The organism is Bacillus sanguinis (assembly GCF_018332475.1).
Taxonomy (GTDB): Bacteria; Bacillota; Bacilli; order Bacillales; family Bacillaceae_G; genus Bacillus_A; species Bacillus_A sanguinis.
In genome coordinates, this window is record NZ_BOQB01000371.1 from 1 (window position 1) to 3,673 (window position 3,673).

Below are 3,673 nucleotides of genomic sequence, written 5' to 3' on the forward strand. Positions count from 1 at the left end.
ATTTCATACGCTTTTTATTGTATTTTTTGATAGATTTGTTCGTTCGGATTAAATTGGATATAATGCGGCATTATATTTGAGAAACGAAGAGTTTCTTTATTTCCTAAACATAGGAATCCATTGTGACCTAAACTTTCATAAAATAGTTGCTGTACTTGATTTTGAAGTTTACTTGTAAAGTAAATTAAAACGTTACGGCAAAGTATAATGTGAAATTCGTTAAAAGATTGATCAGTTACTAAATTATGTTGTGCAAAAATAATGTTTTGTAACAGTGATGGATTAAAATAAGCAAAGCGACTATCCGTTGAATAGTAGTTAGAAAACGCTTGTGTACCACCAGCTTGTAAATAGTTTTTCGTATAAGTTTGCATTTTATTTAATGGAAGAATACCTTGTTTTGCTTTTTCTAACACATTTGTATTCATATCTGTTGCGTAAATAACAGCTTTCTCACTTAATCCTTCTTCATGAAGTAAGATGGACATTGATAATACTTCTTCACCAGTTGCACATCCAGCATGCCAAATTCTAATTTCAGGATATTTTTTTAATTCAGGAATGACATGCTCTCTTAGCGCTTTAAAAAAGTTAGGATTACGGAACATTTCAGTTACGTTAATAGAGAAATCATTTAATAACTGTTCTAAAAACCCTTCCTCATGAATTACTTTTTCAATTAATTTTGAAATGGTAGGGATATGAGAGAGCTGCATTCGATTACAAATTCTTCTATAAATAGATGTGCGAGCATATTGGCGAAAATCAAATCCTGATAGTTTAAATACCGCTTCCAATAGTAAGTCAATTTCTAAGTTCGTACGCTTATCCGTATCTACTGATGGATCAAAATTATAATACTTATTTTCCACTGAAACTAAACCTCACTTATTTTATTAACCATACACTCATTACCGAATAGAGTTGATGTAAATTTAATGGTTTACTTATATAATCTGAAGCGCCAGCAGATAAACATTTTTCTTTATCATTTGGCATTGCTTTAGCAGTTAATGCGATAATAGGTATTTCATGTAACCCTAAATTCATTCGGATATGTTCCATCGTTTCATAACCGTCCATATTCGGCATCATAATATCCATTAAAATAAGGTCAATATTTGTATTGTTTTTTAATATGTCTAAACACTCTATACCGTTTTGTGCAGTAATAATGTTGGCATGTTGTTTTTCTAATGCATTTTGTAATGCAAATATATTTCGGTGATCATCATCGACAATTAAAATAGTTTTCTCTTGGAAGACGTTATTTGTTTCTGGAGTAACGATAGTTTCCTCGACAACTTCAGCAGGAATAATTTCATCTACCGTTGCTGCGACTTCTAAATTAGATACTTGTATATCATTTAATCCATTTGGAAGGTTAGGAATATATACTGTGAAAGTACTGCCTGCCCCTAAATTACTCTCTAACGTAATCCAACCACCTAATAATCTAGCAAACTCTTTACAAATAGATAAACCTAAGCCTGTACCACCATATTTCCGAATCGTTGCGCCATCTGCCTGTTGAAAGGCTTCGAAAATAAGTTGATGCTGTTCTTTAGCAATACCAATACCAGTATCTTTTACTGAAATTGTAATCCAATCTTTACTTACAGACTGCATATCATGACTTAAATTGGTTGTTTCTATTGAATCGAAATGTAAAGAGACGGATCCTTTTTCTGTGAATTTAAATGCATTGGATAATAAGTTTTTAATAATTTGTTCAATCCGTTTTGCATCTGTATAAAACAGATTAGGAATTGTATCACTATCTTCAATAGTAAATTCAACATTTTTTTGTGCAGCGATATGTAAGAAGTTTTGCTGCATACTTGCTGCCATATCACTTATGTTCGTTGCTTCAAAAATGACGTCTAGTTTTCCGGCTTCTACTTTAGATAAATCTAGTATGTCATTAATTAAAGTAAGTAAATCTTTCCCTGATGAATGAATGACGGTTGCTAATTCAATTTCATCATCGGATAAATGATTATCATGATTTTCTCTTAACATTTCAGATAATAGTAAAATACTATTTAATGGTGTGCGTAATTCATGTGACATATTTGCTAGGAACTCTGATTTGTATTTTGAACTACGTAACAACTCGCTTGCTTTTTCTTCTAATTCTAATTTAGTAATTTGTAAGTCAGCTGTCCTTTGTTCAGCTTCTTCAGTTCTAGACTCTAATTGTTCATTCGTTGTTCGTAATTCTTCGGCTTGCATTTGTAGTTCTTCCGCTTGCGTTTGCAATTCTTCTGATTGAACTTGCAGCTCTTCAGTCATTGCTTGTGATTCATGTAAAAGAGTTTGAATTCTCATACGTCCCATAATACTATGGATTGTTAAACCTAGGTTATCAACGGTTTGTTGAATTAAATCTTGATGTAAGTCTGAAATCTCAGCTACACTTACTAACTCCATTACTGCGATCACTTCATCTTCAAATAAGATAGGGACGACTAGTAGGTTTTGAGGGCGTATTTCTAATAAGCCGCTAGTGACATAACGAAATTCTTCTGGTATTTCTCGAAGAATAAAGCTTTGTTTTTCTAAAGCACATTGCCCAATGAAACCTTCACCCATTTTAATAGATTGTTTTCCAATATCAGCACCTTGATCAGCGAAAGAAGCTTTCTTTACATAGTAGACTGTTTCTTCAATTTCTTCACGTACATAAAATGCACCGCAGGAAGTTTGTGTTTTTTGTATAATTCCACTCAAAATTTTGTTACCTAACATCTCAATAGAAGATACACCTTGATACATTAAAATTAATTCTGCATGCTCCGTTTGTAACCACTCTCTTTTCGATATTTCGTCTAGTAGGTGGTTCGTTGTATGAGCCAGATCTTTTATTTCGTCATGGGTGTTTACATGAATTCTTTCCGTAATTTTTTCTTTAGAAGAAATCGATTTAATAACTTGAATTACATTTTTAATCGTTTTTGTAATGGAATTCGAAATATAAAGTGAAACGATAATAGAAATACAAGATAGTAAGAATAATAAACTGTATAACCAAAGCTCTAATTTATTATTTTCAGTATCTAATTGTGCAGCTCTTTTTTTCGTTAATTGCTCCTCTGTGCTGCGGAAGTCAGTTAGCTGTGATTGCAAGGATTGGATTTCGGTAGTGTCGATTTCTTGTATGTTATTACTATTATGATTTGCAATTAACGGGTGAATTTCTTTATTCATCCAACTAGTAATGTTTTCGTTAATCTGTTTTAATTTTTCTTGCTGAGATGGATTATCTTCTAATAAAGAAAAAAGATCATGGTAATGTTTTTCATAATCTCTTTCGGCAGAGTTAAGAGATTGCAGATAGTTCACGTTATTAGAAGTGATAAAGCCTTTCGCTTTATTTTCAATTGTTAGCAATTCTTTCTCCACTTGATTCGTTAAATTAAGAACTTTAAAATCGTGATCAATAATAAAATTACGAGATTTTTGTAAATTGGAAATCTCATTGTTTAACATAATGAAAGAAATAAGTAAGAACAAAATGATAACTAAATAACCAGCCATAATTTTGTAGCGAATACTAAATTTTGCTTTCGAGTTCATTAAAAATTCCTACCTTCAAGATTATTAAAAGTTTTCGATTGTAAAGAATGAAAAACGTAATATATATTATATCAGTTTTCATAAGGCCAAACTA

Annotated in this window: 2 protein-coding genes; both read right to left on the reverse strand. The window is 31.4% G+C overall.

Translation table 11 applies throughout. The features are described from left to right. Positions 1-14 precede the first annotated feature (14 nt). A complete protein-coding gene (locus tag KI369_RS26220) occupies positions 15-872 on the reverse strand; it encodes a CheR family methyltransferase (protein ID WP_212958388.1) in 858 nt (285 codons plus the stop codon). Between the two features lie 16 nt (positions 873-888). After that, the gene (locus KI369_RS26225; RefSeq protein ID WP_212958390.1) at positions 889-3,579 is read right to left on the reverse strand and encodes an ATP-binding protein; all 2,691 of its coding nucleotides are present in this window, start codon (positions 3,577-3,579) and stop codon (positions 889-891) included. Positions 3,580-3,673: the final 94 nt, after the last annotated feature.

What these genes read in the sequence shown, in the direction of transcription:
- KI369_RS26225 (WP_212958390.1), bottom strand. Translation starts at nt 3,579, where the DNA reads ATGAACTCGAAAGCAAAATTTAGTATTCGCTACAAAATTATGGCTGGT.